Genomic DNA, 26,650 nt, shown 5'->3' with positions numbered 1-26,650 from the left:
CCATCGACAACTCGACCTCGTTACGGTACGCGGGGCTACGCCGTTCGGTCAAACCACAGAGAGCCCGTGACAAGGCCCCACACGGGGTGCGCACGCCGCTCGTGCACAGCCTGTGGACAACGACTTGAATGCTGCGCGTCGCCCTGACTACCGTGATTGAACTCCCATCCCTCCCGACCGTCCGCAGAACCACACATTCGTGGGATCTGACCGGCTTCACCGAACCATCACATCCAGCGAGTGAGAGAAGCGTGACCTGTGGCTGACCTGCCTGCCGATCTTGCCGCAGTGTGGCCACGAGTGCTGGATCATCTCCTCTCGGACGGCCAGGGCGTCGAAGCCAAGGACCAGCGCTGGCTGCGCGAGGCCCAGCCGCTCGTGCTCGTGTCGGGTACGGCACTCCTCGGCGTGCCGAACGAGTACGCGAAGGGTGTTCTGGAGGGCCGCCTCTCGCCGGTGATCAGCGACGCTCTCAGCCGCGAGTGCCAGCAGCCCATCCGGCTCGCGATCACCGTGACGGGACCCGCGCCGGAGTCGTCCGCGCAGTCCGCGGCCACTGACGCCGCTGCCGCCGCCGCTGCCGCGGCCGGAGCGGATTCGCAGCACACCTCGCCGTCCGTACCGGCTCAGCACACCCCCGCACCTCACGACAGCTCCGGCCCGGCGGGCCAGGACCGCGGTGGCAGCGGATACGACGGAGGTGGGTACGAGACCGGCGGCTACGACAGCGGCGGATACGGGGGCAGCAGGTACGACGGATACGAGACCCGCGACCTGCCGAGCCCGCGCCCCGCCTACCCGGAATACCCGGAGGCGCCGCGGCAGACCGGCGCCTGGCCGCAGCACCAGCGCGACCAGTACGCGCCCCAGAACCAGCAGACGCACCACGCACAGCGGCAGACTCACCCCCAGCAGACACAGCAGCCGCACCAGCAGCAGCCGTACGAGCAGCACTACGACCAGCACCGGGCCCCGCACCAGCAGCAGTACGAGCGGCCTCAGCCGTCGTACGAGTCCTACGAGCACCAGCGCCAGGCGCAGCAGCAACTGCCGCCCCCGCAGGGCCAGATGCCGCAGGCGCAGGTGCCGCCACAGGGCCAGCCACCCGCGCCGCGCTACGACGGCCCGTCCCAACTGCCCGCGTCCAGCGGCGCTCCGGGGCCGCTCGCCGCGCAGCCCGCGCCGGCCACGGGGCCCGGCGAGCCGACGGCGCGTCTGAACCCGAAGTACCTCTTCGACACCTTCGTCATCGGTGCCTCCAACCGGTTCGCGCACGCCGCGGCGGTCGCCGTCGCCGAGGCGCCGGCCAAGGCGTACAACCCGCTCTTCATCTACGGGGAGTCGGGTCTCGGCAAAACGCACCTGCTGCACGCCATCGGTCACTACGCCCGAAGCCTCTACCCGGGGACGCGGGTGCGCTACGTGAGCTCCGAGGAGTTCACCAACGAGTTCATCAACTCCATCCGCGACGGCAAGGCGGACGCGTTCCGCAAGCGCTACCGCGACATGGACATCCTTCTCGTGGACGACATCCAGTTCCTGGCCGACAAGGAGTCGACGCAGGAGGAGTTCTTCCACACCTTCAACACGCTCCACAACGCGAACAAGCAGATCGTGCTCTCCAGCGACCGCCCTCCGAAGGCGCTCGTCACGCTGGAGGACCGGCTCCGCAACCGCTTCGAGTGGGGCCTGATCACGGACGTGCAGCCGCCGGAGCTGGAGACGCGCATCGCGATCCTCCGCAAGAAGGCGGTCCAGGAGCAGCTCAACGCACCGCCCGAGGTGCTGGAGTTCATCGCGTCGCGGATCTCGCGCAACATCCGCGAACTCGAGGGCGCCCTCATCCGCGTCACCGCGTTCGCCTCGCTCAACAGGCAGCCCGTCGACCTCGGCCTGACCGAGATCGTCCTCAAGGATCTGATCCCCGGTGGTGAGGACGCCACTCCGGAGATCACCGCGCCGGCCATCATGGCGGCCACCGCCGACTACTTCGGCCTGACCGTCGACGACCTGTGCGGCTCTTCCCGCAGCCGCGTCCTCGTGACCGCCAGGCAGATCGCCATGTACCTGTGCCGCGAACTCACCGATCTGTCGCTGCCGAAGATCGGCAGCCAGTTCGGCGGCCGCGACCACACAACAGTCATGCATGCGGACCGCAAGATCCGGGCGCTCATGGCCGAGCGGCGTTCCATCTACAACCAGGTCACCGAGCTCACCAACCGCATCAAGAACGCCTGAGCGCGCCGCTCAACCGCGGCACTTCGCCACGAGCCCCCTGGGAGCCAACTCCTCGGGGGCTCTTCGCTGTTCGAATCCGACGGTGCGGGAGGGCCCGCTCCACAGGCGGCGGGCGAATGAGGCGTCCACACCCTGTGGGCCGCAGAAGTTGTCCCGATCGCTTCCACAGATGGGTCCCCTGTTCACTGATCCGTGGAGGTCACCGGGGTGTGGATTTGTGAGCAACTCCGATCCACAGGGTGTGGACCCTGGAGTGGCCATCGAGGCTGCAGGGACCTCTGTCCACCGCCCGCCCACAGGCGGCACGGTCTTGTCCCCAGCTTCTCCACAGGGCTGTCCACTGTTCGGCAACTCAACGCGCCTGCTCACTGGTTCGAGTGAAAGCCGTCACACCGGACCCGGATCCGGCCTGTGGGAAAGGTGGGGAAAACTTCGGATCGCGCTGTGGGGAAGTCGCCCCGGGCTGTGAACCGGGTGTGCAGAACTTTCCGCTGTCCACAGAAACCGTCGTTCGTCCACTGGTCGCGCCCACAGGGACGGTGGACAGAATTCGCGCACTGAGCTGGGAAAACGGAGTTGTCCACGGTTTCCACAACCCCTACTACTACGACCACGGATATATAGCGCTGAATCTGTTTCGAAGTGGGGGCTGTGCACAACGTGCGCCGGACCCCTCCTACCCACCCCGCAACGACTTGACCCACACCCACGCCGCCTGTCGGCGACGTGCGTCAGACTGGTCCCCGGCAACGAGCCGACTAGGACAAGCAGCAGGGCGAGTAGCCAGCAACAGCAGGAGGCGGCTGAAGGTGAAGATCCGGGTAGAGCGCGATGTACTCGCGGAGGCGGTGGCCTGGGCGGCGAAGAGCCTCCCTGCCCGTCCGCCCGTGCCTGTCCTTGCTGGCCTGCTCTTGAAGGCCGAGGACGGCTCCCTGAGCCTCTCCGGCTTCGACTACGAGGTCTCGGCCCGCGTCTCGGTCGAGGGCGAGGTCGAGGAGGAGGGCACGGTCCTCGTCTCCGGCCGTCTGCTCGCCGACATCTGCCGCTCGCTCCCCAACCGGCCCGTGGAGATTTCCACAGACGGTGTACGGGCGACCGTCTCCTGCGGCTCCTCCCGCTTCACCCTGCACACACTGCCTGTGGAGGAATACCCGGCGCTCCCCGAGATGCCCACCGCCACCGGCACGGTTCCGGGCGAGGTGTTCGCCTCCGCCGTCGCCCAGGTCGCCATCGCTGCCGGCCGTGACGACACGCTGCCCGTGCTGACCGGTGTGCGGATCGAGATCGAGGGCGACACCGTCACGCTGGCCTCGACGGACCGGTACCGCTTCGCCGTCCGTGAGTTCCTGTGGAAGCCGGAGACACCCGACGCGTCCTCGGTGGCGCTCGTACCGGCCAAGACGCTGCTGGACACGGCGAAGTCGCTCAGCGGCGGCGACAACGTCTCGCTGGCCCTGTCGGGTTCGGGCTCGGGCGAGGGCCTGATCGGTTTCGAGGGCGCGGGCCGGCGTACGACGACCAGGCTGCTGGAGGGCGATCTGCCCAAGTACCGCACGCTGTTCCCCACGGAGTTCAACTCGGTCGCGGTGATCGAAACCGCGCCGTTCGTCGAGGCCGTCAAGCGCGTCGCCCTGGTCGCCGAGCGGAACACCCCGGTCAGGCTGAGCTTCGAGCAGGGAGTTCTGACTCTTGAGGCGGGCTCGAGCGACGATGCACAGGCTGTGGAGCGTGTGGACGCGGAGCTGGAGGGCGACGACGTCTCGATCGCCTTCAACCCCGGCTTCCTGCTCGAGGGTCTGAGCGCGATCGACTCCCCCGTCGCCCAGCTCTCGTTCACCACGTCGACGAAGCCGGCGCTGCTGAGCGGCAAGCCCGCGAAGGACGTCGAGGCGGACGACGCGTACAAGTACCTGATCATGCCCGTGCGGTTGTCGGGCTGAGGCTCCTTCCGGCGACCGGGCCGTCGCCCCTGGTCAGCAACGTCTGAGCGCCCCCTGTCCACAGGTGTGCACACACCCTGTGGGCGTAGGCTCGGGCGGAGGTACGAATCGTGAAAGAAGGGGCACTGATGGAGCTCGGTCTCATCGGTCTCGGCAAGATGGGCGGCAACATGCGCGAGCGCATCCGCCGGGCCGGCCATACAGTCATCGGCTACGACCGCAATCCGGACGTCGCGGATGTGCGGACCATCGAGGAGCTGGTGTCGAAGCTCGGGGGACCGCGCGTCGTGTGGGTGATGGTCCCTGCAGGCGATGCCACGCAGACGACCATCGACCAGCTGGCAGAGCTGCTCGCCCCCGGCGACATCGTCGTCGACGGCGGCAACTCCCGCTGGACGGAGGACGAGCAGCACGCGGAGGAGCTCGCCGCCAAGGGCATCGGTTTCGTGGACTGCGGTGTCTCCGGTGGCGTGTGGGGCCTGGAGAACGGCTATGCGCTGATGTACGGCGGCGACGCCGAACACGTGGCCCGCGTGCAGCCCGTCTTCGACGCCCTCAAGCCCGACGGCGAGTTCGGTGCCGTGCACGCGGGCAAGGTCGGTGCGGGCCACTTCGCGAAGATGGTCCACAACGGTATCGAGTACGCGATGATGCAGGCCTTCGCCGAGGGCTGGGAGTTGCTGGAGGCCGTCGACTCGGTCACCGACGTGCGTGAGGTCTTCCGCTCCTGGCAGCAGGGCACCGTCATCCGTTCCTGGCTGCTGGATCTCGCGGTCAAGGCGCTGGAATCGGACGAGCACCTGGCCGAACTTCGGGGCTATGCCGCCGATTCGGGCGAGGGCCGCTGGACGGTCGACGCGGCGATCGACCACGCGGTCCCGCTGCCGGCGATCACGGCGTCGCTCTTCGCCCGCTTCTCGTCCCGGCAGAAGGACTCGCCGCAGATGAAGATGGTGGCCGCTCTTCGGAATCAGTTCGGCGGTCACGCCGTCTCCGCGAGCGGTGCCCATGTGGACGGTGACACTCCGGGCGCCGATGTCCTTCCGCCTGTGGGTGGTTGACGGTTCCGATGCACGTCACGCATCTGTCGCTCGCCGACTTCCGTTCGTACGCCCGGGCCGAGGTGTCTCTCGGTCCGGGCGTGACGACGTTCGTCGGGCCGAACGGGCAGGGCAAGACGAACCTGGTGGAGGCCGTCGGCTATCTCGCGTCGCTCGGCAGCCACCGGGTCTCGTCGGACGCCCCGCTGGTGCGGATGGGCGCGCAGCGTGCCGTCGTACGTGCGGTGGTCCGGCAGGGGGACCGGCAGCAGTTGGTCGAGCTGGAGCTGAACCCGGGCAAGGCCAACCGTGCGCGGATCAACAGGTCTTCGCAGGTCAAGCCGCGTGACGTGCTGGGTATCGTGCGGACGGTGCTGTTCGCGCCGGAGGATCTGTCGCTGGTGAAGGGCGATCCTGGTGAACGCCGGGGATTCCTCGACGAGTTGGTGACCGCGCGTTCGCCGCGCATGGCCGGGGTGCGTTCCGACTACGACCGGGTGCTGAAGCAGCGCAACTCGTTGCTGAAGTCGGCGGTGATGGCGCGGCGCCACGGCGGGCGCGACGTCGACACTTCGACGCTCGACGTGTGGGACGAGCATCTGGCCCGTGTGGGCGCCGAGTGGCTCGCGCGACGGCTGGAGCTGATATCGGCGCTGCGGCCGCTGGCGGACAAGGCGTACGAGCGTCTGGCACCCGGCGGTGGTCCGGTGGGCCTGGAGTACAAGGGTGCCCCGGCGGACGGCAGCCGCGCCGGCGGTGACGACGGAGAGGGAGGCGCCGCCGTCTCCCCCGCGGAGCTGTACGAGGGGCTGCTGGGGGCATTGCGGGAGTCGCGTCGCGCGGAGATGGAGCGCGGCGTGACGCTGGTGGGCCCGCACCGGGACGATCTGGTGCTGAAGCTGGGCGAGCTGCCGGCCAAGGGGTATGCGAGCCATGGTGAGTCGTGGTCGCTGGCGCTGTCGTTGCGGCTGGCTTCGTACGAGCTGCTCAAGAGCGAGGGCAATGAGCCGGTGCTGGTCCTCGACGACGTCTTCGCGGAGCTGGATGTACAACGGCGTGCGCGGCTGGCGGAGTTGGTGGCGCCCGGCGAGCAGGTGCTGGTGACGGCGGCGGTGCCGGAGGACGTGCCGGAGGTGCTTGCGGGTGCCCGGTTCGCGGTGTCCGGCGGGGAGGTCGTGGCGGAATGAGCGACGAGCCTTCCCCGGAGACCTCGTCCGAGCAGACACCGGGTCCGGCGGATGCGCAGGCCCCGGGCGCGGAGCGTCCACAGCCCGGTGAGCCGACGGGTGTGGATCTGGCGCGAGTGGCGCTGCGTGCGGCGAAGGAGCAGGCGCGGGCGCGCGGGGCGGCGGCGCAGCAGAAGAAGGATGTGCGGCGCGGGCGGGTGCCGCGTTCGGGCGCGGGCCGTGACGGGCGTGACCCGCTGTCGTTGGGGTCTGCGGTGCGGGGGTTGATCACGGAGCGGGGCTGGGAGGTTCCGGCCGCGGTGGGTGGCGTGATGGGCCGCTGGCCGCAGCTGGTCGGGCCGGAGGTGGCGCAGCACTGCGAGCCGCAGCGGTTCGACGAGGAGGAGCGGGTGCTCACGGTGCGCTGTGATTCCACGGCGTGGGCGACGCAGTTGCGGCTGCTGGCCCCGAGGCTCGTCGCGCGTCTGAACGAGGATCTCGGCGAGGGGACCGTGGCGTTCCTGAAGGTGCGTGGTCCGCAGGCGCCGGGTACGCGCAGTGGTCCTTTGCGTGCACCGGGTAGCAAGGGGCCGGGGGACACCTACGGGTGATTCGTGACGGCGCTCACGGTGATGGAGCGTTGACAGCCCGAAGCGCTGAGCGCCCCTGTGAGCGATCTGGCCCCCCGGTGTGCATATGGGGAGTCGCCGGACGCCAGTTCAGCTCGGCACATGCGGACTCAGGCACCGGCAAACGCCCATTCGCGCTGCCGCCACCGGTACACTGGTTGAGAACCGCTCCGTAGCGGAACATGTCGAACGACGCAGCCGCTCCACTGATCCTGGAGGCGGCCTGTGCTGTGCCAGAAAGGGCGCTTCGTGGCCGATTCCGGCGATCTCAACGAGTACGAGAACAACTCCACTGACACTGGTGCCGCGCTCGTCGACGGCGCGGGCGCCGAGGTCCCCCCGGTGGGTCCACCGGTGACGCCGGTGTCCGCGGTCGCGGAGCCGTCGTACGACGCGAGCGCGATCACGGTTCTCGAGGGCCTGGAGGCGGTGCGCAAGCGCCCCGGCATGTACATCGGGTCGACCGGTGAGCGGGGTCTGCATCACCTGGTCCAGGAGGTCGTGGACAACGCGGTTGACGAGGCCATGGCGGGCCACGCGGACACGATCAAGGTGACGCTGCTCGGTGACGGCGGGGTGCGAGTCGTCGACAACGGCCGCGGGATCCCGGTGGGCATCGTGCCGTCCGAGGGCAAGCCGGCGGTGGAGGTCGTCCTGACCGTGCTGCACGCGGGCGGCAAGTTCGGCGGCGGCGGTTACGCGGTCTCGGGCGGTCTGCACGGCGTCGGCGTCTCCGTGGTGAACGCGCTGTCGCAGCGTCTGGCGGTGGAGATCCAGTGTGACGGCTACCGCTGGACGCAGGACTACAAGCTGGGTGTCCCCACGGCTCCGCTGAAGCGCAATGAGGCCACGGACGAGACGGGTACGACCGTGACGTTCTGGGCGGACCCGGAGGTCTTCGAGAGCACGGAGTACTCGTTCGAGACGCTCTCGCGGCGTTTCCAGGAGATGGCGTTCCTCAACAAGGGCCTGACCATCGAGCTGACGGACGAGCGTCCCGAGCATGTGGACGAGGACGGCAACCAGCTCTCGGTCCGCTACCACTACGAGGGCGGCATCTCCGACTTCGTGCGCTATCTCAACTCCCGCAAGGGCGAGTTGGTGCACCCGACCGTGATCGACGTGGAGGCCGAGGACAAGGAGCGTCTGCTCTCGGTCGAGATCGCGATGCAGTGGAACAACCAGTACAGCGAGGGTGTGTACTCCTTCGCCAACACGATCCACACGCATGAGGGCGGTACGCACGAGGAGGGTTTCCGTGCGGCGCTGACGGGTCTGATCAACCGGTACGCGCGTGACAAGCGTCTGCTGCGCGACAAGGACGACAACCTCACGGGTGAGGACATCAGGGAGGGCCTGACGGCGATCATCTCCGTCAAGCTGGGTGAGCCGCAGTTCGAGGGCCAGACGAAGACGAAGCTGGGCAACACGGAGGCGAAGACCTTCGTCCAGAAGATCACCCACGAGCACCTGAGCGACTGGCTGGACCGCAATCCGAACGAGGCCGCGGACATCATCCGCAAGGGCATCCAGGCGGCAACGGCGCGCGTGGCGGCGCGCAAGGCGCGCGATCTCACCCGCCGCAAGGGCCTGTTGGAGACGGCGTCGCTGCCGGGCAAGCTGAGCGACTGCCAGTCGAACGACCCGGCGAAGTGCGAGATCTTCATCGTGGAGGGCGACTCGGCCGGCGGTTCGGCCAAGTCTGGCCGCAACCCCGAGTTCCAGGCGATCCTCCCGATCCGCGGCAAGATCCTCAACGTCGAGAAGGCGCGGATCGACAAGGTGCTGCAGAACGCGGAGGTGCAGGCGCTGATCTCGGCGTTCGGTACCGGCATCCACGAGGACTTCGACATCGCGAAGCTGCGCTACCAGAAGATCATTCTGATGGCCGACGCCGATGTCGACGGCCAGCACATCAACACGCTGCTTCTGACGCTGCTGTTCCGCTTCATGCGTCCACTGGTGGAGGCGGGGCATGTCTTCCTCTCGCAGCCGCCGCTGTACAAGGTCAAGTGGGGTCGCGACGAGCACCAGTACGCCTATTCCGACCGTGAGCGCGACAGCCTCATCCAGCTCGGCCGTGAGCAGGGCAAGCGGATCAAGGACGACTCGATCCAGCGGTTCAAGGGTCTGGGCGAGATGAACGCCGAGGAGCTGCGCATCACCACCATGGACTCCGATCACCGGGTGCTGCGCCAGGTGACGCTGGACGATGCCGCGGCCGCGGACGACCTGTTCTCGATCCTCATGGGCGAGGACGTGGAAGCCAGGCGCTCGTTCATTCAGCGCAACGCCAAGGACGTCCGCTTCCTGGACATTTGAGCCTCGACATCTGAGCCAGTCGCCCGCCGTAGCGCCGCAGGCAGGTATCCCGTCGCGGAGTCCGGCGCGCACCACACACTGAAGGACTTGAGCTGAGCAATGGCCGACGAGATTTCCCCCACCCCTGACACCCCTGAGGGCGACGGCGTCGAGCCGGTCGTCGCCGGAGACCCCGCTCCGGTGCAGATCGAGGGCACGGCCTCGCGCGTCGATCCCGTGAGCCTCGAGACCGAGATGCAGCGCTCGTATCTCGACTACGCGATGAGCGTGATCGTCTCGCGTGCGCTGCCGGACATCCGCGACGGTCTGAAGCCGGTGCACCGGCGCGTGCTGTACGCGATGTACGACGGCGGCTACCGGCCGGAGAAGGGCTTCTACAAGTGCGCCCGCGTCGTCGGTGACGTGATGGGCACGTACCACCCGCACGGTGACTCCTCGATCTACGACGCGCTCGTGCGCCTCGCCCAGACCTGGTCGATGCGCATGCCGTTGGTGGACTCGAACGGCAACTTCGGTTCGCCGGGCAACGACCCGGCGGCGGCCATGCGGTACACCGAGTGCAAGATGACGCAGCTCTCGATGGAGATGCTGCGGGACATCGACGAGCAGACGGTCGACTTCCAGGACAACTACGACGGCCGCAACCAGGAGCCGACGGTTCTGCCGGCGCGCTTCCCGAACCTGCTGATCAACGGCAGTGCGGGCATCGCGGTCGGCATGGCGACGAATATCCCGCCGCACAATCTGCGTGAGGTCGCCTCCGGCGCGCAGTGGTACCTGGAGCACCCGGACGCCTCCAACGAGGAACTGCTTGATGCGCTCATGGAGCGCATCAAGGGCCCGGACTTCCCGACGGGCGCGCTGATCGTCGGGCGCAAGGGCATCGAGGAGGCCTACCGGACCGGACGCGGCTCGATCCCGATGCGCGCAGTGGTGGAGGTCGAGGAGCTGCAGGGCCGCCAGTGCCTGGTGGTGACCGAGCTTCCGTATCAGGTCAACCCGGACAATCTCGCGCTGAAGATCGCCGAGCTGGTGAAGGACGGCCGGGTCGGCGGCATCGCGGACGTGCGGGACGAGACGTCCTCGCGTACGGGTCAGCGGCTGGTGATCGTCCTCAAGCGGGACGCTGTCGCGAAGGTCGTGCTGAACAACCTCTACAAGCACACCGATCTGCAGACGAACTTCGGTGCGAACATGCTGGCGCTGGTGGAGGGCGTGCCGCGCACGCTGTCGCTGGACGCCTTCATCCGGCACTGGGTGACGCACCAGATCGATGTCGTCGTCCGCAGGACGCGTTTCCGGCTGCGCAAGGCCGAGGAGCGGGCCCACATTCTGCGTGGTCTGCTGAAGGCGCTCGACGCGATCGACGAGGTCATCGCGCTGATCCGGCGCAGCCAGACCGTCGAGGACGCGCGCGGCGGCCTGATGGGTCTGCTGGAGATCGACGAGATCCAGGCCAACGCGATCCTCGAGATGCAGCTGCGGCGACTGGCGGCCCTGGAGCGTCAGAAGATCACCGCCGAGCACGACGAACTGCAGGCGAAGATCAACCAGTACAAGGCGATCCTGGCCTCGCCCGAGCGTCAGCGGCAGATCATCGGCGAGGAACTCACCGCGGTCGTGGAGAAGTTCGGCGACGAGCGCCGCACCACGGTGATCCCCTTCGAGGGCGACATGTCCATCGAGGACCTGATCGCAGAGGAGGACATCGTCGTCACGATCACGCGTGGCGGCTATGTGAAGCGGACGAAGACGGGCGACTACCGGGCGCAGAAGCGCGGCGGCAAGGGCGTGCGGGGCACGAAGCTCAAAGAGGACGACATCGTCGACCACTTCTTCGTCTCGACGACGCACCACTGGCTGCTGTTCTTCACGAACAAGGGCCGTGTCTACCGTGCGAAGGCCTACGAACTGCCTGATGCGAGCCGGGATGCGCGCGGTCAGCACGTCGCGAATCTCCTCGCGTTCCAGCCGGACGAGAAGATCGCGGAGATGATCGCGATCCGGGACTACGAGGCGGTGCCGTATCTGGTGCTGGCCACCAAGTCGGGCCTGGTGAAGAAGACTCCGCTGAAGGACTACGACTCCCCGCGTTCCGGCGGTGTCATCGCGATCAACCTGCGGCAGATGGAGGACGGACGCGACGACGAGCTGATCGGCGCGGAACTGGTCTCCCCCGAGGACGATCTGCTGCTGGTGAGCCGCAAGGCCCAGTCGATCCGCTTCACCGCGACCGACGAGGCTCTGAGGCCCATGGGACGTGCGACTTCTGGTGTGAAGGGCATGAGTTTCCGTGAAGGTGACGAACTGCTCTCGATGAACGTCGTTCGTGCGGGTACGTTCGTCTTCACCGCCACGGACGGCGGTTATGCGAAGCGGACCGATGTCGACGACTACCGCGTGCAAGGCCGCGGCGGTCTGGGCATCAAGGCCGCCAAGATCGTGGAGGACCGCGGTTCGCTGGTCGGTGCGCTGGTGGTGGAGGAGAGCGACGAGATCCTCGCCATCACGCTCGGTGGCGGTGTGATCCGTACACGTGTGAGTGGGGTCAGGGAGACGGGCCGTGACACGATGGGCGTCCAACTGATCAACCTGGGCAAGCGGGACGCGGTGGTCGGTGTTGCTCGTAACGCCGAGGCCGGTCGCGAGGCCGAGGAAGTGGAGGCGGCTGTCGAGCCCGGCGGATTGCTGGGTGAGGAGCCGGCTGCCACGTCGAGCGAGCCGGACGACGAGGAGTAACGCGTGAGTGGTGCTCAGCCGCAGCCCCATGCGCATCAGGAGGCCGAGCCGCGACAGCAGCCGCCGCAGGAGTCGCAGCCTCTGCCTCAGGCGCAGCCGCACCGTCCGCCGCAGGCGTACCCCGCCCCGCCGGTGAATCCGCCGACGGCGGGTACGAACGCAGGCACGGCCGCGGGGTCGACGGCCGGCGGGCAGCAGCACGGTTCGGGCACCGCCACGGAGGCCGGCACCGCTTTCGGTATGGGTGGCTCCGCGAGCACCGTTCGCAGGCCCCGCACGGGGGCCCGCACGGTGCCGCGCACCCGCAAGGCGAGGCTGCGCGTGGCCAAGGCCGACCCGTGGTCGGTCATGAAGGTCAGCTTCCTGCTGTCGATAGCGCTGGGCGTGTGCACCATCGTGGCCGTGGCAGTGCTGTGGATGGTGATGAACGCGATGGGCGTCTTCTCCGCCATCTCCGGCACGGTCAGCCAGGCGACGCAGTCCGGCGACGGCGGATTCGACGTGGAGTCGTTCCTGTCGCTGCCGCGGGTGCTGCTGTTCACGTCGGTGATCGCCGCTATCGACGTGGTGCTGGCCACGGCTCTGGCGACGCTGGGTGCCTTCATCTACAACCTGTCCGCGGGCTTCGTCGGAGGCGTCGAGGTCACCCTCGCCGAGGACGAGTGAGCAGCAGGATCGGGCCTCTGAACGGATTTGGGCACGTGGGTGAAGTGCGCTAACCTTTCGGTGCAGCGAGGGGCTATAGCTCAGATGGTTAGAGCGCATCCCTGATAAGGATGAGGCCGGAGGTTCAAGTCCTCCTAGCCCCACCAGTGAAAAGGCCAGTGTTGGATATCCAGCACTGGCCTTTGACATCACCAATTGACATCAACCGGCCGGACGATCATCCCTCAGCAGGTCGGCAAGCAGCGTCGCAGCATCCCGCTGGTCATCGTCCACAACGTGTGTGTAGACGTCCATGGTCATGCTGATCTGGCTGTGCCGGAGAATCGCCTGAGCCACCTTGGGATGCACCTTCAGGAAGCCCAGCAGCGTTCCGCAGGTGTGCCGAGCAAGCCTGACGGTCACCGGGCGCACCTTGGCGCGCTTGACGAGAGCTTCGAAGCTCCGTGAGAAGCCTCGCGGCTCGATCATGCCGCCGTTGCAGCGTCAGCACCGCTTGGGAGGACTCCGTCTTAAGATCCTTGAGCACCAAGCCACCGTCCTCCCGTTGCACCTGCTTGACCGGGGTGAAGGGCTGGTTGTCGAAGTCGATGTCCTGCCAGCGCAGGCCCAGGACTTCACTGCGCCGTAGCCCCAGCACGAGGACGAGCACACAGGCCGCGTAGAGCCGAATCTTGGACTCATACTTCAGGTAGGTGTTGTGCTCTCGGTTCGGCTTGACGATCTGCTCAAGGGCCCGCGCAGGGCGCGGGCAGGCGGCCCGACGACTTCGGGCCGCGCACCTGTCTTCGCCCGGCGCGGCCCGGCCGTCGGCCGCCCGCAGTGCGGGGGGTTGCTGAGAGGCACCGTCATGGCGGGGCGGTCGGCTCCACGGCTTTAGGCAGCCACCATGGGGCGAGCCTCGAAGATCGGGGGCTCACTTCGGGCTATGGCGGGCAGGCTAGGAGCTGCCCGGGTCGCGGGAAGCTTACGAGCCCCCGATCTCTCGCCCCATGGCAGCTCCCGCCCAAAGCCGTTACGCCGACCTGGCGCGAGCGGGGCCTACTTGGCTGTCGGCCCTGTAAAAGCCCGCGGTTGCCCGGGAGTTGCTACAGCGTTTCAGCTGTTGCCGCTACTAGCAGGTCACGCAGCGGCGGGGGTCGAGTCTCCGCCGGTGGCGTCACCGGAGCTCTGGTCGTTGCCGATGATGCCGACGCCGCAGTTGTTCTGCAGGTTGCGGGAGTCGGCGCTGCCGCCGCCGCCGGTCAGTGCGGCGAGGGCGGGGGCGTCGACGTCGCCTTCGGTGTCACCGTTCGACTGGGTGCAGGTGACGTTCGGGAGCTGCGTGTGCTCCCATCCGCCGGCGGACGCGACACCGGCACCGACCATGCCGACGCTACCGAGAATGGCGGCTACTACGGCAGCCCCGCGAAACATGCGCATGACTTCTCCACTTCGAGTGCACTGAGCGCGATCCGTAGGATCGCGCAAGGAATAGCAGTAGCTATTCACGAAAGGAGTGTCATTTCAGCCCAACACGCCGCCATTGTCTGACTAGGCGTCAGGTTTCGCTCCAGTGACCTTTGCGTGTCGATGAACCCAGCAGGTCAGCAGCGACCTATGATCAACCTGCGCATAGTGACCACAAATTGCGTGAGTGACTCGCGGTGTGCTCCCGATTCGGTCGCCTCGGCCGAATCGGGAGCTGCTGAGTCAGGAGCTTCCTACCGCCGCGTGTGTCAGAATCCCAGTCGCCCGCGAAGCCCCTATGATCAAATCGCCCGTTCTCGCGGAATTGGGTCCGTGTGACTCGTCTGGCAAGAGGGCTGGCGTGTTGAGTCCGTGAGCTGACGGTGGTTCACGACGTAGGGTCCCGACTCGGCCACCCTGACCGAGTCGGGGGCCTACGTGGTCTTCTCGTCGCTCGCGTGACCCTGCGACCGTAGATGTCGGAGCTATCCACCGCTAAGGCTCAGAAGGGTTCCATGTGGAACCGTGCCGCAGGGATGACGTCACTGACAACGCCAGCTGACAACAACAGGGGCAGATCTCGGCAGCTGCGACCAGACGTCAACAACCCTCCTACCAGCAGGAGAAGGGGTAGCCGCCAGCACCGGTACCCTCGATTGACCGACCTGATAAGGATGAGGTTCAAGTCCTGTTAGCCCCGCCAGCGCGAAGAGGACCTGCTTCCGGAAGTAGGTCCTCTTTTGACGTCCGGGGCCGGCATCCACGGCGGGATCAGCCGGCGAGCGCAAGTGCGGTCGCTGCCGGGCCGGTTCAAGATCGTGGAGGCTCGGTCCGGCGGTCGAGCCTGCGGTCACCGCGCCCGAGACGGGCCCTCGCGGTCAGTGCCCTGTTTCCGGCTTGTCCCGGTGTGCGCGGGGCGGTGCGTGCGAACATGAAGTGTTTCAGCGGGTGTTGCCGGTGTCGGGCGGGGGCGGGTGTGCAGGCTCGGGCTGTGTTGCGGTGGCTGGCGGCGGTGGCCGGCTCGACCTTGGGGTTCTTCGCTGTGGCGGTTCCCTGGGCCCTGCTGTCCGACGCTGGTGATGACCCGTGGGAGGTGATCGGTCCGGTGGCGGGCGTGGTCGCCGCGGGGGTTCTCGCCGCGCTGGGTTCGTGGGCGTCCCAGGCCGGTACGTCACCGGCAGGCGGCTCCGCGGTTCGCCGGGTGCGGCAGTCCGCGCGAGGCCGGGGCAGCGTGACGCAGACGGGCGGCGATCACGGTGAGGGTGCCGCGTCACGACGCCGACCGGGGCGGGAGGACGTGCGGCAGAAGGCGCGCGGTGGTGGTGACATCGATCAGGTGGGCGGCAACCGCGCCTGAACGGGGGGACCGGCAGCAGTGGAGAGTTCGGGGAAACGCCGCACACGGCAGAGCGCGCAGGCCGGACGTGACGTCGTTCAGGGCGCGGGTGACGTGCATGTGCACATCCCGCCTGCGCCGAGGCCGGAGGTGGAGTGGCCGGTGCGGGTGGGGAGGGTTCCGCCGCTCGCGGCCGCCTTCCAGCCACGCACCGCCACCCGGGACACGGTCGCACGAGCCCGCGCCGGCGGCAGCGGAACGGCCCTCTCACAAGTCCTCACGGGGGACGGTGGCGTCGGCAAGAGCCAACTCGCGGCCTCACTCGCGCGAGAGGCGCGCGACCTGGAACGAACGGAAGGTCAAGGGCTGGATCTGCTGGTGTGGGTGAACGCCACCGAGCCCGACCAGATCATCGCCGCCTACGCGGAGACCGCCGCGACGCTGCAGCTGCCGGGAAGCACATCGGAGGACAGCGCCGCTGCGGCGCAGGCGTTCCTGGCATGGCTGGCGTCCACCCCTCGGCGGTGGCTCGTCGTGCTGGACGACATCACCCACCCGGAAGCGGTGCATGCGTGGTGGCCTGACGGCAACCACAACGGCTGGGTTCTGGCCACCACCCGCCGACGCGACGCCCTGCTCAGCGGCCAGGGCCGCAAACTCCTCGACGTGGACCTCTACTCACCGGAGGAGGCCCGCTCCTATCTGCGCGGCCGCCTCACCGACGCCGGCCACCCCCACCTCTACGACCCGGAGCACGCCGACCAACTCGCCGCCGAACTTGGCCATTTGCCCCTCGCTCTCGGCCACGCCGCCGCCTACGTGATCAACAAACGGCGCACCGTCGGCGACTACTTGACGCTCTTCCGCGACGCCGGTAACCGGGTCGGCGACCTGCTCCCGCCCACCGCCGACACCGAGGGCTACGGACGCCCCGTCACCACGGCACTCCTGCTCTCTCTCACCGAGGTACGGGCCACCGACACCAGCCGCCTGGCGCGGCCGCTGCTGGAACTGGTCTCCCTCTTGGACCTCCTCGGCCACCCCGCCGATCTGTGGACCACACCCCCCGCGATGCGGTACTTGCGCACGGCACGCCCCGGCCACCGCCGCCTGCTGCGACAGCACCATCCGCCAGTGACCGAGCAGGAGATCCACGATGCCTTGGACCTCCTGCGCACTTACGCACTCATCACGCAGGACACCGCCGAAGCGCCCGTTCGCATCCATGCGCTGACCGCCCGCGCCGTACGCGAGACGATCCCGGCAAAGTGCCTGCCCGCAACCGCCAAAGCCGCGGCGGACGCACTCCTGCACCTCTGGCCCGACCTCGACCACCACGACAGAGAGCTTTCGGCGGACCTGCGCGCCAGCACCGTGCAGCTCGACCAGCACACCCGCCCGGCCCTGTGGCAACCCACGACCCACCCGTGTGTTCACCGCGTCAGCAGCAGTCTCAGAGCAGCCGGCCTCTACAACCAGGCACTTGAGTACGACCGGAGGACCGTCGAGCGCAGCATCGAGATCCATGGTCCCGACGACCCCGACACCCTCACGGCCCGCGTCAACCTCACCCACTCCTACCGTGACGCCGGACGGGTCCAGGACGCGCTCGACCAGTGCGAGGAGCTGCTGGCCGACTACGAGCGGTTACACGGTGAGGACCACCCCTTCACACTCATCGCCCGCAACAATCTCGCCCTCTCCTACGGCGACGCGGGACGGGTCCAGGACGCTCTCGAAATCCGTGAGCGGGTGCTGGCCGACCGCGAGCGGCTGCTCGGTGACGACCACCTCCACACCCTTTCCGCTCGGAACAACCTCGCCCTCTCCTACAGCGACGCCGGGCGCGTCCAGGAGGCCGTCGACCTGTGCGAGCGGGTGCTGGCCGACTACGAGCGGCTGCTCGGTGAGGACCACCCCTACTCCCTCGACGCCCGGAACAACCTCGCCCTCTCCTACGGCTACGCCGGGCGGATTCAGGAGGGCGTCGACCTGTGTGAGCGGGTGCTGGCCGATCGCGAGCGGCTGCTCGGTGAGGAGCACCCGGACACCCTTTCCGCCCGGAACAATCTCGCCAGCTCCTACCGCGACGCCGGGCGCGTCCCGGAAGCCCTGGATCTGTGCGAGCGGGTGCTGGCCGATCGGGAGCGGTTACTCGTTGACGACCACCTGGACACCCTTTCTGTCCGGAACAATCTCGCCAACTGCTACGGCGACGCCGGACGGGTCCAGGACGCCCTCGAGATCCGTGAGCGGGTGCTGGCCGACTACGAGCGGCTGCTCGGCGACGAACACCCCAACACCCTTTCCGCCCGGAACAATCTCGCCCTCTCCTACGCCGACACCGGGCGGATTCAGGAGGCCGTCGACCTGTGTGAGCGGGTGCTGGCCGATCGCGGGCGGCTGCTCGGTGAGGAGCACCCGGACACCCTTTCCGCCCGCAACAACCTCGCCCGGGTGCGCAACGATCCGCGAGCTGTGCAGCAGCCGGATACAGCAACCACAGCAGACGCCCCAGACCATCAAGAGACCCCGGGCCTACCCGAACAACCGGTATGACCGTCAGAGGCTCCGTCCTCAGGTCGTGAGCACGAGCCCGCGGGCTTCCCGCTGCGTCTGCGGCTCATGTGGCCCGTTCCGGCGGCGATGAGTATCGCGGTGGTCCTGGCCTGTACTCACACGGACCAACCGCACTCGAGGGGAACGCCATGACCGTCACCTACACCGTCGACGTCTTCTCCAGCCTCGACGGCTACGGCGCAGCCGGCGGCGACTGGACCGGCTACTGGGGCAAGCAGGGCCCAGAGTTGCTCGAACGCCGCCGTGCCTTGTACGACGCGGAGCAGCGGATCGTCTTCGGGGCCAACACCTACCGGGCTTTCCAGCGGATGCTGGCCGAGAGCACCGAGGAGTCCGACGTGCGTGACCCGTGGGTCACGCGGATGAGGAACCTGCCGGCAACGGTGGTGTCGACGGCGGTGGAAGGCCCCCTCGACTGGCCGGACGGGACCCTCGTGAGCGGTGACGCCGTCGACGTCGTCGCCCGGCTCAAGGAGGAGTCCGAGGTGCCGTTGCGCTCGCACGGCAGCCTGTCGTTGAACCGGGCGCTGATGGCCGCGGGCCTGGTCGCCCGCGTGCAGGTGACGCTCTTCCCCGTCATCACCGGTCGCAACGGGCTGGACCCGATCTTCCGTGGTGCGGCCGATTTCGACCTGGAACTGATGGAGACGCGGACGCTCGACGGTCACGTCCAGGAAGTCATCTACCGGCCCACGCTCCATTGACCCGTACGGATTCGAGGGTCACGGCTGCGGCCCGGAGTCTCCGCGGGCTCGGTGATTTCCCGTGGGGTCGGGGTTCACGGTCGTCGCGTCGATGATGGCGCGTGCGCCTTGGTCGAGCAGTTCGGCGCAGACGCGGGTGCCCAGTTCCGCGGCGTGTGCGGCGGAGGGGGCGTGCAGGTGAGCGCGGACCGTGCGGGTGCCGTCGAGGGTGAACACCGTGCCGCGAAGGCCGAGTTGGCCTTCCGCATCCGTCACGCAGTGCGCGGCGACAGGCGAGTTGCAGTGGCCGTGCAGGCCGCGGAGCATCGAGCGTTCGGCGGTGGCTTCCGCGTGTGTACGTGGGTCGTCGATGCGGTGGAGCAGCGCGGCGACGGCCTCGTCGTCCCGTCGGCACTGCAGCGCCAGCACTCCCGCCCCGACCGCCGGCAGCACTTCGTCGAGCGGGAACCGGCGGCGGATGCGGTCGGTGAGGCCGAGTCGTTCGAGCCCCGCTTCGGCCAGCACCATCGCGTCCGCTTCGAGACCGCCACGCTGCCCGTCCAGCTTCTCCAGCCGTGTGGCGACCGCGCCGCGGACGTCCAGCATGCGTAGGTCGGGCCGCAGGGCGAGGAGTTGGGCCCTGCGGCGCACTGCGCTGGTGGCGATTGCCGCGCCGGCGGGGAGGTCCGCGAGGGAGTTCACCGGTGAACCGGCGGGCACGAGGAGCACGTCGTGCACGTCGGAGCGCGGCGGCGTCGCGGCGATGACGAGGCCCTTCGGCAGAGGCTGGTCGCCGGGGACGTCCTTCAGGCAGTGGACGGCCACATCGATCTCGCCGCGCTGCAGTTGCTGGTCGATGCCCTTGACGAACAGCCCCTTGCCGCCGGCCTGTGTGAGGGAGCCCGGCCAGGTGTCGCCGGACGTGGTGGTCGGCACGGTACGTGTGGTCAGGCCGGGGACGACCCGCCCGAGGAGGTCCGCGACATGGCCGGCCTGGACGAGCGCCATGGGTGAGCTGCGGGTGCCGATCAGCAGCGGCCGGTCGGGGAAGCCGGGGAAGTCGGTCACGGTGGCGGATCCTCTCGGGGTTCGGCTCTCAACGTAGGACGCCGGGGACGCTCATCGGCACGTATGGCACTGTGTGTTGAAGGCCGCACCATGAGTGACCGGTTCGAGATGCGGTGGCTGCGGAACCGTCGCACTCTTTTGGCTATGACTGCGTCGATCGTCGTGCATCCGCCCGCCCCCACGGGTGGGCGCCGTATCACCGCTGACAGAGTCGATGGGGACGATCTCGGATTCGCCCGCGGCATCGCGGATCTGGTCGGGATCCTGCGCGAGGCGGGGCTCGACCCCGACCAGGTGCGTCTCGACGACCCGGTGCTGATCGAATGGCGGGGCGGGAAGGCCGACGTGTGGGAATGACGTGTGGGAATGAGGTCTTCGTCGCGCTGAATCCGCGCGCCAGGTCCGCCTGTACGGGTGTGTGCGGGCCGCGGAACGGAGGCCGTCCCCCGTCGGGGCGGACTCCGCGGTGGCGGGAGCCGGTTGGGTATCATCGGGCGCCAGATGGTCCCAACGTCTCTCAGAAGGACGAGGTAGCGCGGTGAAGAAGCTTCTCCTGGTCGCACTGGCCGCCATCGGCGGGCTCCTCGTGTACCGCCAGATCCAGGCGGACCGCGCCGAGCAGGATCTGTGGACGGAGGCGACCGACTCCGTGCCAGCAGGTTCGGGTGTGTGAAACCACGACGTTCGCGCAGTGAGGCCCTGACCGCACAGGCGGTCGGGGCCTCCTTGCGTGCGTGAGCGGTGCGGGAGCGGTGCGGGACGCCGGCGACGAGCGGCCGGGAGGGCCGGCAGGGCGTTGCCGTTCTGTGACGGACCACCCCTTGTAGTGTGCTTAAGCAAAGCAATAGTGTCTCGCGCAAAGATGTGGCGGGCACGCCCGCGTGCGAGGGGGGCGGGGGACACATGGGATCACAGTGGGGCGCCGGCCGGGCGAAGTGCCTGGCGTCGGGTGGGACGGCGATCGGAGCGCTGTGCGCACTGATCCTTGCCGCACCGGCCGCGGCGGAGTCGACGGACGCAGTTGCAGGCGTTGCAGACGGCAACAGTTCGATGGTCATGCTGCTGGACTCGTCGGGCTCCATGGCGGACGACGACGGCTCGGGAAGCACGCGCATCGCGTCCGCACGCAAGGCCGTCGGCACCGTCGTCGACAGCCTGCCGGACGGCTATCCGACCGGGCTGCGGCTCTACGGTTCGCAGAAGCAGAAGGGCTGCACCGACTCCCGGCTCGCTCAGTCCGTGCGTCCGCTGGACCGGTCCGGGATCAAGGACGCGGTCGCGAAGGTGCGGCCCAAGGGGGACACGCCCATCGGTCATTCGCTGCGCAAGGCCGCCGAGGACCTCCCGGAGGTTCCCGACGGCGCGACGGGCCAGCGCACGATCGTGCTGATCTCGGACGGTGAGGACAATTGCGGCGACCCCGAACCGTGCGAGGTGGCACGGGAGTTGGGCAAGCAGGGCATCGACCTGCGGATCGACGCGATCGGCTTCAAGGTGCGCGGCAAGGCCCGCGAGCAGCTGGAGTGCGTGGCAGGCGCGGGCAACGGCACGTACTACGACGCCCCGGACGCCGATGCTCTCGCCCGTCAACTGCAGCGTGCCGGCCGGCTCTCGGTGGACGGGTACCGGCTCAAGGGCAAGAAGATCGACGGCGGAGCGGAGTCCGGCGATGCGACGAAGCTCGGCAGCGCCTCGGGCCAGTACCTGGACACCATCGGGCCGGGTGAGAAGCGCTGGTACGCGGTGCGCATGGACGGTGCCCGTACCGCCGACTTCGCCGCCACGGCGGTGCCCAAGCCGGGCTCCGTGGTGGACGATCTGGACGGTCTGCAAACGGAGTTGACCCCGCCGGGACCGTCCGCGAGCAGCTGCCAGTCGAGCACCGAGCGCTTCGGGCAGGACGAGGGAGGAGTGCCGCTCGTCGCCGGAGTCAGCCGCATCCCGGGCGACGCGGGTTCGAGCGGACGTTGCGACCGCGGGCCCGGACGCTATCTGCTGTCGGTGGAGCGGGTGAGCAGTGAGAGCGTCGGCCGTTCCGACTCCGCGCGCTGGCCGCTCGAGCTGATGTACGCGGCGGAGAAGCCGCTGAAGACGGGCACCACACCCGCGCGGTCGGAGCCCGACTACGGCGCCGGCGGTCAGGACGCGACGCTGCCCCAGGGGAACGCGAGGAAGGTGAGCGGCGGCACCGGCTTCAACGACGCGGCCCGGATCGGCAAGGGCGTATGGCGTGACAAGGTGCTGCCGTCGCAGACGCTCTGGTACCGGGTGCCGGTCGGCTGGGGCCAGCAGCTGCGCTACGACGTGGAGTTCAGCAACGAGCCGACGGTGGAGGAGTACAACACCGAGTACTCCTTCAGCCGCACCGACACCTACACGCCCTACCGGCAGCCGGTCACCGGGGCCGGTGAACTGACCACGCGGTCCTCCTACGACGGCGATCCGGGCAAGGTCTCGGGCGGTACCGTTCCGGTCTCCTGGACGAACCGCTTCGAGAGCGGTACGCACGTCGTTCCCGTCCACACCGACGGCGACTACTACATCGCGGTCACGCTCGGCGCCAACGCCTCGCGCATCGCGGAGAATCCCGACATCGGGGTGACGCTGCGCGTCGACGTCAAGGGCGAGGCCAAGGCGGGACCGCAGCACAACGCCCCGGCGTTGAAGGCGTCTCCGGCGGACCCGGCGTCCGACGGCAAGGGCAGCGGTGCGGGCGGTGCCGCGGGGGACGGCGCGGGAGGCAGCGGGGCGCTGGTCGTGGCGGCGGTCGCCGGTGGAGTGGGGCTGCTGCTCCTGGCCGGGCTCGCCTGGTGGTTCGTGGCGGCGCGCCGCGGAAGCGGTCCCCCAGGAGACAGAGGCGCCGGAGGCAGTGGCAGTGGAGGCAGTGGCAGTGGCAGTGGAGACGGCGGGGCGGAAGCGATGAGGGGGAACGCGTGGTGACGCGGCGACCAGGGCGAATCGGCAGCGCGCAGCGCTGCGGCAGCGCAGCGCGACGTGACAGTAACGGCAGGACGAGGCGGCGGGCCGCCGTACCTGTGGCAGCCGTGGCAGGGGCACTGTGCCTGGCGGCAGCCCTGCCGGGGCAGGCGTCAGCCGCGCCCTCGGACGGCGCCGCCGGAGACGTACCGGCGTACCAGCAGGCCGACGAAGCCAAGAAGATCAAGGGCACGGCCAGCAGCGGCGACGCACCCAAGATCGCGCCGGCGACGTACACCGACTCCATAGGCCGCGGCGAGAAGAGGTACTACCGCGTCGAACTGGACGCGAAATCCAGCGCCTTCATCTCCGCGGTCGCCGCACCCGAACCGGGCTCGCGCGTGAAGGACATCGGCGAGGGCCTGAAGATCGGACTGGAGAACGTCGACGGAAGCGCCTGCAACGGCGCGACCCAGCCGCAGTTCAGCGCCGAGGGCTCCGCCTACCCGATCGCGAGCTACGCGACGCGGATCATCGGCGCCAACGACGAATGCCAGAAGGCGGGCCCGTATCTCTTCTCCGTCGAACGCGAGGGCCCGGCGACCTCGGACCCGGCGCGCTGGCCGCTGGAGATCCGCTTCATGGCGGAGCCGGGCCTGAAGGGCGGCCTCGACGCCCTGCCGGGCGCCCCGAACGACAACGCGGCAACGCCCGAGGAGACACCCGAGCCCGTCACCGGCGGCGAGAAGAAGCGGGCACACGGCGGCAGCGGCTTCAACGACGCAGGAGCCGTCTCGAAAGGGCAGTGGAAGGACCGCATCCGGCCCGGTGAGACCCGCTTCTACCGGGTGCCGGTCGATTGGGGGCAGCGTCTGAACGCCGCGGTGGAACTGGGCAGCGCGGGCTCGCCCGGCGAGTACCCGCCGACGATCTACGACGGGCTCGGCGTCACGGCCTACAACCCGGCGCGGGGGCAGTTCGACGCGGACCAGTTCGTCACGTACACCCCCGACAAGTCGGCGCAGGCCGCGGTCCACACACAGCCTGTGGACTACGGGCGCCGTTTCGCCTACTCCAACAACACGCCGTGCGTGGCCGGTTGGCACTACCTGGCAGTGACGGTGTCGCCGAAGCTGTCCGGCTACTTCAAGTCGACCGCACCGCTGACCTTGCGCGTCGACGTCACCGGCAAGGCCGAGGCCGGACCCCGGTACGCGGGGGACGCCGCGGCCGCCGGGTTCGGCGTCAGCGAGGACGACAAGGCACAGGCGGAGAAGGGCCAGAGCGCGGCGGACGCGGAGCGCAGCGGGACCCTCAAGCTCGTGGCCTACGCCGGCATCGGCGCGGGTGTGGTGCTGATCCTCGTGCTGGCGGTGTGGACGCTGACGGCGCGGCGGCGCACGGCCGCGGGCCCTGGTGCCGTGCCGCCGCCGGGACCCGGGATGTCCGGCGGCTTCCCCGGCCAGGGCGGGCAGTCGGGCACGGTGCCGCTCCGGCCACAGCAGCAGGGCCAGGGATACAGCCAGGGATACGGCCCCGAACAGGGCCACGGGCACGGGCCGCCGCAACAGCGGTACTAGGTCGTCCGGGCCGGCGGGGACAGAAACCGCCGTGACCGGCGGCCGGAGGACCCCCGAACCGCCCCGGACCGCTCATCGGCGAGCGGACCGGGTCAGGCGGCGATCAGCGCCCAGACGCCGACGGTGAGACAGATCAGCGCGACGACCAGGACCGGGATCGCCACCTTCGGGGGCGGTCCCGGTCTGCGCGCCGGTGCGCCCGCGGGGGCAGTACCCGCCGTCCGCGCGTACGGTGCCGCACCTGCCGTCTGCTGCGGCACCGCACCGTAGGGCGCGGGCGCGCTCCCGTACGGAGCTGACGCGGGTGGCGCGGACGCCGCGGGTGAGGACGCATGCGTGGTCGCGTGGCCCGGAGCCGGCGGTGTCCGGGGCTGCTCAGGAGAGCCGAACCCGCCCTGCGGGGGCGCGAGATGGAAGCTGCCGGTGGCCGACGGAGAGATCGCGGCGGCGGCCGGAGCCGGAGCGGCGGGAGAGTCCGAAGCGCCGCCGGCGCCCGTCACCGGGTCCGCGGAGTTGCCGCTTGCGAGCGGGCCGTCCGGTCCGAAGCCCTGCGGCAGCGGCCCGAGATGGTCGAAGACCTCGACGGTCTCCTGCTCGGCCGTCGCGTCGGGAGCCAGCATCTCCGCCGCGCCCGCGAGGGCCTTGCGCGCGCCCGTCGCCGTGCGGAAGCGGTACTGCGGGTCCGGCTGGAGCAGCTGGCCCAGCACCTGCCACAGGGGCTCCGGAACGCGGTCCGGCGCCGGAGGAACGCCGTGCTCGTAACGGGCCACCATCTCCAGCGAGTCGGGCTTGTGCCCGGTCAGCAGATACAGCCCGACGAGCCCCACCGCGTACAGATCCGCGGTGAAGTCCGGCTCGGCGCCCATCAGTTGCTCCGGCGCGAAGTAACCCGGTGTGCCCACGACGAAGTTCGTCTCGGTCAGCCGCGGCTCGCCCTTCCGCATGGAGATGCCGAAGTCCGACAACCGCAGATGCGGCCGGCCCCTGCCGGTGGGCTCCAGCAGGATGTTGGCGGGCTTGATGTCGCGGTGCACCACATCCTCGGCGTGCACTGCCGTCAACCCGGCCAGCAGCTGGTCCAGGAGCGTGCACACGAAGCTCGGCGGCAACGGCCCGTAGTCGCCGATGAGATGGGAGAGCGAGCCTCCCGCCACGAGGTCCATGGTGAAGAGGACCTTGTCGTCGTCGGCGGCCCAGCTGGCCGGTGCCAGCACGTGCGGATGGTCGATGCGCAGGGCCTGTTCGCGTACGAACCGCAGCAGGGAATGGGCGTCGCTCTGCTGGAGCACCTTGGCGGCCACGTAGCGCTTGCGGCGCCGGTCCCAGGCGCGCCACACCGCACCGACCCCTCCGCGCCCGATCGGGTCGGCCAGCTCGTACCGTCCGGCGAAGACCTCACCCATGACGCCGTGTCCCCCTGTGCCCTCTGCTCGCGTCAGTTCTGATGCGACTCGTAGTGCTTGACGGCGTCCGCGGTGCGCCCCGCCCCGTACACCCGGAGGAACTCTGCCAGCTCCGGATGAGTGGACGCGAGAGCGGAGGAGGCGTCGAGGATGTCCGCGGCGTCGGAGACGGAACGCAGCAGAGCCTGGATCTCGCGGACCACCCGCTTGACGGGCGTCTGGGACGACGCGCCCGAAGAGGCCGTCTGCGACTGGCTGTTGAGGACGCTGCCGCCCGCGCTGCGACGGACCTCCTCCATGCGCTGCGTCGCGTCGGCCGCGCTGACGTCCCCCCGCGCGACCTCCGCGGCGAGCTCCTGCAAGGACTGCACACGCTGCACGACGGCAGGGTTGCCGATCTTTGCTCGCTGCCCGCTCATCAGCTGGGACAGCATGGGCGCGGAGAGACCCAGCACGGTGGCGAGCCTGGCCTGGTTCAGGCCGAGATCGTCGATGAGCCGGCGGAAGAGAGTACCCAGCGGCTCGCCGTACCACTGACTTTGCAGCTCACGCGCTTTGGCAGTGGATTCCTGCTGTGCTGCGTCCATCACGTCTCCCCTGGACTCCCCTGGCACTTCGCTGACGCGAACTTGCCGTGCATCCTACGGAGCGTGGCGGACGCCGGGCGATACCCGGTCGGAATTCGTTCAGAGGAGCCGGTACTCTTGTGCGCGCGGGGCCTTAGCTCAGTTGGTAGAGCGCTGTCTTTGCATGGCAGATGTCAGGGGTTCGACTCCCCTAGGCTCCACGAGTGCGAGGGCGAACTGTGTCCGCGGAGAGCGCGGACAGGTTCGCCCTCGTTGTTTGTGCTCGGCTTCGCCTCGCGGGGCGGGGGCTTGGCCACCCGCACCCCCTCTAT

The 26,650-nt window shown here is 69.0% G+C and carries 20 protein-coding genes and 2 tRNA genes; 17 read left to right on the top strand and 5 right to left on the bottom strand.

Annotated elements, in window-relative coordinates:
- Positions 1-258 precede the first annotated feature (258 nt).
- The 9 genes from dnaA (at position 259) to I004_RS0129055 (ending at position 12,886) form a co-directional block, all read left to right on the top strand.
- Positions 259-2,238 (top strand): chromosomal replication initiator protein DnaA, encoded by a 1,980-nt coding sequence (gene dnaA / locus I004_RS0129095; protein WP_037978233.1) that lies wholly within the window; start codon positions 259-261, stop codon positions 2,236-2,238.
- Positions 2,239-3,047: 809 nt separating this feature from the next.
- Positions 3,048-4,178: a DNA polymerase III subunit beta gene (gene dnaN / locus I004_RS0129090; RefSeq protein WP_028438352.1), complete on the top strand. Its 1,131-nt coding sequence runs from the start codon at positions 3,048-3,050 to the stop codon at positions 4,176-4,178.
- Positions 4,179-4,306: 128 nt separating this feature from the next.
- Entirely contained in the window at positions 4,307-5,239 is a 933-nt protein-coding gene (gene gnd, locus I004_RS0129085; RefSeq protein ID WP_028438351.1) for a phosphogluconate dehydrogenase (NAD(+)-dependent, decarboxylating), read from the top strand.
- A gap of 8 nt (positions 5,240-5,247) precedes the next feature.
- Complete coding sequence (gene recF, locus I004_RS0129080) at positions 5,248-6,405, top strand: DNA replication/repair protein RecF (RefSeq protein ID WP_028438350.1); 1,158 nt, start codon at positions 5,248-5,250, stop codon at positions 6,403-6,405.
- Positions 6,402-6,995: a DciA family protein gene (locus tag I004_RS0129075; protein ID WP_028438349.1), complete on the top strand. Its 594-nt coding sequence runs from the start codon at positions 6,402-6,404 to the stop codon at positions 6,993-6,995. The genes recF and I004_RS0129075 overlap by 4 nt, the downstream gene beginning before the upstream one ends.
- A 243-nt stretch (positions 6,996-7,238) precedes the next feature.
- Entirely contained in the window at positions 7,239-9,335 is a 2,097-nt protein-coding gene (gene gyrB / locus I004_RS0129070; RefSeq protein ID WP_028438348.1) for a DNA topoisomerase (ATP-hydrolyzing) subunit B, read from the top strand.
- 99 nt (positions 9,336-9,434) lie between these two features.
- Positions 9,435-12,074 (top strand): DNA gyrase subunit A, encoded by a 2,640-nt coding sequence (gene gyrA, locus I004_RS0129065; protein WP_028438347.1) that lies wholly within the window; start codon positions 9,435-9,437, stop codon positions 12,072-12,074.
- Between the two features lie 3 nt (positions 12,075-12,077).
- Positions 12,078-12,740: a DUF3566 domain-containing protein gene (locus I004_RS0129060; RefSeq protein ID WP_051345566.1), complete on the top strand. Its 663-nt coding sequence runs from the start codon at positions 12,078-12,080 to the stop codon at positions 12,738-12,740.
- Positions 12,741-12,809: 69 nt separating this feature from the next.
- Positions 12,810-12,886: transfer RNA gene (locus I004_RS0129055), tRNA-Ile, on the top strand.
- A 55-nt stretch (positions 12,887-12,941) separates the two neighbouring features.
- On the opposite strand, the gene I004_RS40615 is transcribed toward I004_RS0129055, so the two are convergent.
- Together I004_RS40615 and I004_RS40005 are read right to left on the bottom strand one after the other, a co-directional pair.
- On the bottom strand, positions 12,942-13,208 hold the full coding sequence (locus tag I004_RS40615) for a tyrosine-type recombinase/integrase (protein ID WP_028438345.1): 267 nt from the start codon (positions 13,206-13,208) through the stop codon (positions 12,942-12,944).
- Between the two features lie 651 nt (positions 13,209-13,859).
- Positions 13,860-14,159 carry a hypothetical protein gene (locus tag I004_RS40005; RefSeq protein WP_199779482.1) on the bottom strand — a complete coding sequence of 100 codons (300 nt, stop codon included), beginning with the start codon at positions 14,157-14,159 and terminating at the stop codon, positions 13,860-13,862.
- Between the two features lie 1,018 nt (positions 14,160-15,177).
- Between I004_RS40005 and I004_RS0129035 the strand changes: the two genes are divergently transcribed.
- The 3 genes from I004_RS0129035 to I004_RS0129025 all read left to right on the top strand — a co-directional run bounded on the left by I004_RS0129035 (position 15,178) and on the right by I004_RS0129025 (position 18,806).
- Positions 15,178-15,543 (top strand): hypothetical protein, encoded by a 366-nt coding sequence (locus I004_RS0129035; RefSeq protein ID WP_028438343.1) that lies wholly within the window; start codon positions 15,178-15,180, stop codon positions 15,541-15,543.
- A 141-nt stretch (positions 15,544-15,684) separates the two neighbouring features.
- Positions 15,685-18,081 (top strand): tetratricopeptide repeat protein, encoded by a 2,397-nt coding sequence (locus I004_RS36855; RefSeq protein WP_158677142.1) that lies wholly within the window; start codon positions 15,685-15,687, stop codon positions 18,079-18,081.
- 149 nt (positions 18,082-18,230) lie between these two features.
- On the top strand, positions 18,231-18,806 hold the full coding sequence (locus I004_RS0129025) for a dihydrofolate reductase family protein (protein ID WP_028438342.1): 576 nt from the start codon (positions 18,231-18,233) through the stop codon (positions 18,804-18,806).
- A gap of 18 nt (positions 18,807-18,824) precedes the next feature.
- On the opposite strand, the gene hemC is transcribed toward I004_RS0129025, so the two are convergent.
- Positions 18,825-19,853, bottom strand: coding sequence for a hydroxymethylbilane synthase (gene hemC / locus I004_RS36850; RefSeq protein ID WP_486580581.1), 1,029 nt, complete (start codon positions 19,851-19,853; stop codon positions 18,825-18,827).
- Between the two features lie 144 nt (positions 19,854-19,997).
- Between hemC and I004_RS0129015 the strand changes: the two genes are divergently transcribed.
- The 4 genes from I004_RS0129015 to I004_RS36840 all read left to right on the top strand — a co-directional run bounded on the left by I004_RS0129015 (position 19,998) and on the right by I004_RS36840 (position 24,349).
- Positions 19,998-20,210 (top strand): hypothetical protein, encoded by a 213-nt coding sequence (locus tag I004_RS0129015; RefSeq protein ID WP_028438341.1) that lies wholly within the window; start codon positions 19,998-20,000, stop codon positions 20,208-20,210.
- A gap of 181 nt (positions 20,211-20,391) precedes the next feature.
- Positions 20,392-20,526, top strand: coding sequence for a DLW-39 family protein (locus I004_RS38700; protein WP_003958712.1), 135 nt, complete (start codon positions 20,392-20,394; stop codon positions 20,524-20,526).
- Positions 20,527-20,756: 230 nt separating this feature from the next.
- A complete protein-coding gene (locus I004_RS36845) occupies positions 20,757-22,793 on the top strand; it encodes a VWA domain-containing protein (RefSeq protein ID WP_051345564.1) in 2,037 nt (678 codons plus the stop codon).
- A 104-nt stretch (positions 22,794-22,897) separates the two neighbouring features.
- Positions 22,898-24,349: a hypothetical protein gene (locus I004_RS36840; RefSeq protein WP_158677141.1), complete on the top strand. Its 1,452-nt coding sequence runs from the start codon at positions 22,898-22,900 to the stop codon at positions 24,347-24,349.
- Between the two features lie 92 nt (positions 24,350-24,441).
- On the opposite strand, the gene I004_RS0128995 is transcribed toward I004_RS36840, so the two are convergent.
- Together I004_RS0128995 and I004_RS0128990 are read right to left on the bottom strand one after the other, a co-directional pair.
- Positions 24,442-25,752, bottom strand: a complete 1,311-nt coding sequence (locus I004_RS0128995) for a serine/threonine-protein kinase (RefSeq protein WP_028438340.1) — start codon at positions 25,750-25,752, stop codon at positions 24,442-24,444.
- Between the two features lie 32 nt (positions 25,753-25,784).
- Positions 25,785-26,339, bottom strand: a complete 555-nt coding sequence (locus I004_RS0128990; RefSeq protein WP_028438339.1) for a DNA-binding protein — start codon at positions 26,337-26,339, stop codon at positions 25,785-25,787.
- Positions 26,340-26,466: 127 nt separating this feature from the next.
- On the opposite strand from I004_RS0128990, the gene I004_RS0128985 reads away from it, so the two are divergent.
- A tRNA-Ala gene (locus tag I004_RS0128985) sits at positions 26,467-26,539 on the top strand.
- Positions 26,540-26,650: the final 111 nt, after the last annotated feature.

The sequence above is a fragment of the Streptomyces sp. TAA486 genome, from assembly GCF_000426165.1.
Note: the sequence above shows the minus strand (reverse complement) of the source record. Positions and strands in the feature narration are given on the sequence as shown.

Excerpts from the sequence above, each read along its gene's own strand:
- gnd (WP_028438351.1), top strand. The coding sequence starts at position 4,307 with ATGGAGCTCGGTCTCATCGGTCTCGGCAAGATGGGCGGCAACATGCGC.
- I004_RS0128990 (WP_028438339.1), bottom strand. The coding sequence starts at position 26,339 with ATGGACGCAGCACAGCAGGAATCCACTGCCAAAGCGCGTGAGCTGCAA.
- I004_RS36845 (WP_051345564.1), top strand. The coding sequence starts at position 20,757 with ATGGGATCACAGTGGGGCGCCGGCCGGGCGAAGTGCCTGGCGTCGGGT.
- I004_RS0129075 (WP_028438349.1), top strand. The coding sequence starts at position 6,402 with ATGAGCGACGAGCCTTCCCCGGAGACCTCGTCCGAGCAGACACCGGGT.
- I004_RS40005 (WP_199779482.1), bottom strand. The coding sequence starts at position 14,159 with ATGCGCATGTTTCGCGGGGCTGCCGTAGTAGCCGCCATTCTCGGTAGC.
- recF (WP_028438350.1), top strand. The coding sequence starts at position 5,248 with ATGCACGTCACGCATCTGTCGCTCGCCGACTTCCGTTCGTACGCCCGG.
- I004_RS0128995 (WP_028438340.1), bottom strand. The coding sequence starts at position 25,752 with ATGGGTGAGGTCTTCGCCGGACGGTACGAGCTGGCCGACCCGATCGGG.
- I004_RS0129025 (WP_028438342.1), top strand. The coding sequence starts at position 18,231 with ATGACCGTCACCTACACCGTCGACGTCTTCTCCAGCCTCGACGGCTAC.
- I004_RS0129015 (WP_028438341.1), top strand. The coding sequence starts at position 19,998 with ATGACTGCGTCGATCGTCGTGCATCCGCCCGCCCCCACGGGTGGGCGC.
- gyrA (WP_028438347.1), top strand. The coding sequence starts at position 9,435 with ATGGCCGACGAGATTTCCCCCACCCCTGACACCCCTGAGGGCGACGGC.
- I004_RS40615 (WP_028438345.1), bottom strand. The coding sequence starts at position 13,208 with ATGATCGAGCCGCGAGGCTTCTCACGGAGCTTCGAAGCTCTCGTCAAG.